This is a genomic window from Bradyrhizobium sp. Leo170 (genome assembly GCF_004296405.1).
In the GTDB taxonomy this organism is placed as follows: domain Bacteria; phylum Pseudomonadota; class Alphaproteobacteria; order Rhizobiales; family Xanthobacteraceae; genus Bradyrhizobium.
In genome coordinates this window covers 1-3,408 of the sequence record NZ_PSRR01000542.1, presented here as the reverse complement: position 1 = coordinate 3,408, position 3,408 = coordinate 1, and the positions used below count along the sequence as shown (strand labels likewise).

The following is a 3,408-nucleotide window of genomic DNA, read 5'->3' as shown; positions in this document are numbered from 1 at the left end:
GCTAGGACCAGCTCTCCACCGTCATGCCCCGCGAAGGCGGGCATCCAGTAACCGGCGGCTTCTCGATCCAGCACTGACGTCTCTGGAATACTGGATCGCCCGCCTTCGCGGGCGATGACATCGGAGTCTGGGCAGCGGAGCGCCTACACCGCCGTCGCCTTGGCGAATTCGACATAGATCTCGCGCAGGCGGTCCGTCATCGGACCGGGCTTGCCATTGCCGACCTTCTTGCCGTCGATGGCGACCACCCCTTGCACGAACAGGCTGGCGCTGGTGATGAAGGCTTCCTTGGCGGCCAGCGCTTCCTCGATCGAGAACGCACGCTCCTCGACCCGGAGCTGGCGCTCCTCGGCGAGCGCCACCACGGCCTTGCGGGTGCAGCCGGGCAGGATTTCGCTGCCGTTCTGCCGGGTCACGATGACGTCGTCCTGGGTCAGGATGAAGGCGGAGGACGAGCCGCCCTCGGTGACCTTGCCGTCCTCGATCATCCAGGCCTCGCCGGCGCCGGCTTCGGCGGCCGCCTGCTTGGCCAGCACCTGGGCGAGCAGCGCCACGCTCTTGATGTCGCGCCGCTCCCAGCGGATGTCAGGCACGGTGATCACGTTGATGCCAGTCCTGGCCGAGGGCGCGCCGACGATGTCCTTCTCGGAGGTGAACATCACCAGCGTCGGCTTCACCCCCTTGGGAAAAGCAAAATCGCGGCCGGTATCGGCGCCGCGGGTCACCTCCAGATAGACCATGCCGTTGACGAGCTTGTTGCGCGCCACCAGCTCCTTCTGGATTTCCTGGATCCGCGCAATGGTTTCCGGCAGTTCCAGCCTGATCTCGCCGACCGAGCGCTCCAGCCGCGCCAGATGCGAGGCGTTGTCGACCAGCTTACCGTCGAGCACGGCGGCCACCTCGTAGATCCCATCGGCGAACAGGAAGCCACGGTCGAGGACCGACACTTTGGCCTCCGAAAGGGGCACATAGGAGCCGTTGACGTAAGCGATCTTTTCCAAGCGAAGTCTCCCCGGACGTAGTGATGCGACCAGGTTTTCTATACGCAATTCGCTGATGCCGATAGACCTTCCGTCCCAACTCTCTCGCCGTCATTCCGGGGCGCGCGAAGCGCGAACCCGGAATGACAGCGGGGGGCTAATGCTGCAAAATCTTCGACAGAAACTTCTGCGCGCGGTCGCTGCGCGGCTTGCCGAAGAAATCAGCCTTCAGCGCATCCTCGACGATCTCGCCCTGGTCCATGAAGATCACGCGATGGGCGACCTTGCTGGCAAAGCCCATTTCGTGGGTGACGACCATCATGGTCATGCCCTCGCGCGCGAGATCGACCATCACGTCGAGCACTTCGCTGATCATTTCCGGATCGAGCGCCGAGGTCGGCTCGTCGAACAGCATCGCGACGGGGTCCATCGCCAGCGCCCGCGCGATCGCGACGCGCTGCTGCTGCCCGCCGGAAAGCTCCGCCGGATATTTCTTCGCATGCTCCTTCAGCCCGACGCGATCGAGCAACTTCATGGCCTTTGCCACTGCCTCGTCGTGTTTGCGGCCCAGCACCTTCTCCTGCGCCAGGCAGAGATTGTCGATGATCCGCAAATGCGGAAACAGTTCGAAGTGCTGGAACACCATGCCGACGCGCGCGCGCAGTTTCGGCAGGTTGGTCTTGGGATCGTTGACCTTGATGCCGTCAAGGATGATCTCGCCGCCCTGGATCGGCTCCAGCGCGTTGACGCATTTGATCAGCGTCGACTTGCCCGATCCGGAGGGGCCGCAGACCACCACGACCTCACCCTTGGCGACGCTGGTGGTGCAGTCCTTGAGCACCTGGAAGGTCGGCCCGTACCATTTGTCGACGTGGCGAAGTTCGATCATGCGATTGGTTACCTGACGATGGCGATGCGCGCCTGGAGGCGGCGGACGCCGAAGGAGGCAAGGCAGGAGATCGTGAAATAGACCACTGCCGCGAACAGGTACATCTCGACCAGCCGTCCGTCGCGCTGCGCCACCTTGCTGGCGGCGCCGAGGAAATCCGGGATCGACAGCACGTAGACCAGCGAGGTGTCCTGGAACAGCACGATGGTCTGGGTGAGCAGCACCGGCAGCATGTTGCGGAACGCCTGCGGCAGCACGACGTAGCGCATGCTCTGCGCGTAGGTCAGGCCGAGCGCGCTTGCCGCCGCCGGCTGGCCGCGCGAGATCGACTGGATTCCGGCGCGCATGATCTCGGAGAAATAGGCGGCCTCGAACATGATGAAGGTGATGAGCGAGGAGGCGAACGCACCGACGCTGATCGGGCGCGACGCGCCGGTCAGCCACTGCCCGATATAGGGCACCAGGAAATAGAACCAGAAGATCACGAGCACCAGCGGCAGCGAGCGCATGAAGTCGACATAGAGCCCGGCGATGCGGCCGAGCAGCTTGAAGCCGGACAAGCGCATCAGCGCGATCAGCGTTCCAAACACAAGCCCGCCCAGCGCCGACAGCGCGGTCAGCGTCAGCGTGAACGTCATGCCGTCGATGAAAAGATAGGCCAGCGAGCGGCGGATGACATCGAAATCGAAGCTGCCGAACATGCTATTTCCCCGCGATATAGCCGGGGATCGCGACCTTGCGTTCCAGGAAGCGCATGCCGGTGACGACGACGATATTGACCAGGAGATACATGATGGTCGCGGCCGTGAAGGCCTCGAACACCTGGAAGGAGAATTCCTGCATCGCGCGCGCCTGCCCGGTCAATTCGATCAGCCCGATGGTGATCGCCACGGCCGTGTTCTTCACGGTGTTGAGGAATTCGGAGGTCAGCGGCGGCAGGATGATCCGATAGGCCATCGGCAATAGCACGTAGCGATAGGTCTGTGCCGTCGTCAGCCCGAGCGCGGTCGCCGCCTGCTTCTGCCCCCGCGGCAGCGAGGCAATACCGGCGGCAAGCTGCACGGCAACGCGCGCCGACATGAACAGCCCGACCCCGATCGAGGCCGTCCAGAACGGCGCATTCGGCATTTGCTTCAGCCACAGCCCCGCCGCGCGCGGCAACAGTTCCGGCAGCACGAAGAACCACAGGAAGAGCTGCACCAGCAGCGGCATGTTGCGGAAGAATTCGACATAACAGAAGCCGATCCAGCCCGCGACCTTCGACGGCAGCGTGCGCAGCACGCCGACCACCGAGCCGAACACCAGCGCGATGATCCAGGCCATGAGCGCGGTCTTGATCGTCAGCGCCAACCCTGACAGCAGCATGTCGAGATAGGTGCCGCTGCCGGTCGGATTCGGCTCGAAGAAGATCTGCCAGTTCCAGTGGTAGTTCAAAGCTCCCCCGTTCCGCTATACGCCCGGCCCGCCCATGCAATGGCCGGGCCACCTGAGATGGCCGAGTCCCTGCCTGTCCCTCATCCCGAAGCCCTCACTCCTCAT

Annotated in this window: 4 protein-coding genes; all 4 read right to left on the bottom strand. The window is 63.7% G+C overall.

Going from position 1 to position 3,408, the window contains the following annotated elements:
• Positions 1-143: 143 nt before the first annotated feature.
• The 4 genes from CWO89_RS42085 to CWO89_RS42070 all read right to left on the bottom strand — a co-directional run bounded on the left by CWO89_RS42085 (position 144) and on the right by CWO89_RS42070 (position 3,303).
• Positions 144-1,001: a D-amino-acid transaminase gene (locus CWO89_RS42085; protein ID WP_130584108.1), complete on the bottom strand. Its 858-nt coding sequence runs from the start codon at positions 999-1,001 to the stop codon at positions 144-146.
• Positions 1,002-1,137: 136 nt separating this feature from the next.
• Positions 1,138-1,869, bottom strand: coding sequence for an amino acid ABC transporter ATP-binding protein (locus CWO89_RS42080; protein WP_130584107.1), 732 nt, complete (start codon positions 1,867-1,869; stop codon positions 1,138-1,140).
• Positions 1,870-1,877: 8 nt separating this feature from the next.
• On the bottom strand, positions 1,878-2,570 hold the full coding sequence (locus CWO89_RS42075; protein WP_130584106.1) for an amino acid ABC transporter permease: 693 nt from the start codon (positions 2,568-2,570) through the stop codon (positions 1,878-1,880).
• A gap of 1 nt (position 2,571) precedes the next feature.
• A complete protein-coding gene (locus CWO89_RS42070; protein ID WP_130584105.1) occupies positions 2,572-3,303 on the bottom strand; it encodes an amino acid ABC transporter permease in 732 nt (243 codons plus the stop codon).
• Between the last annotated feature and the right edge of the window lie 105 nt (positions 3,304-3,408).

What these genes read in the sequence shown, in the direction of transcription:
- CWO89_RS42080 (WP_130584107.1), bottom strand. Translation starts at nt 1,869, where the DNA reads ATGATCGAACTTCGCCACGTCGACAAATGGTACGGGCCGACCTTCCAG.
- CWO89_RS42075 (WP_130584106.1), bottom strand. Translation starts at nt 2,570, where the DNA reads ATGTTCGGCAGCTTCGATTTCGATGTCATCCGCCGCTCGCTGGCCTAT.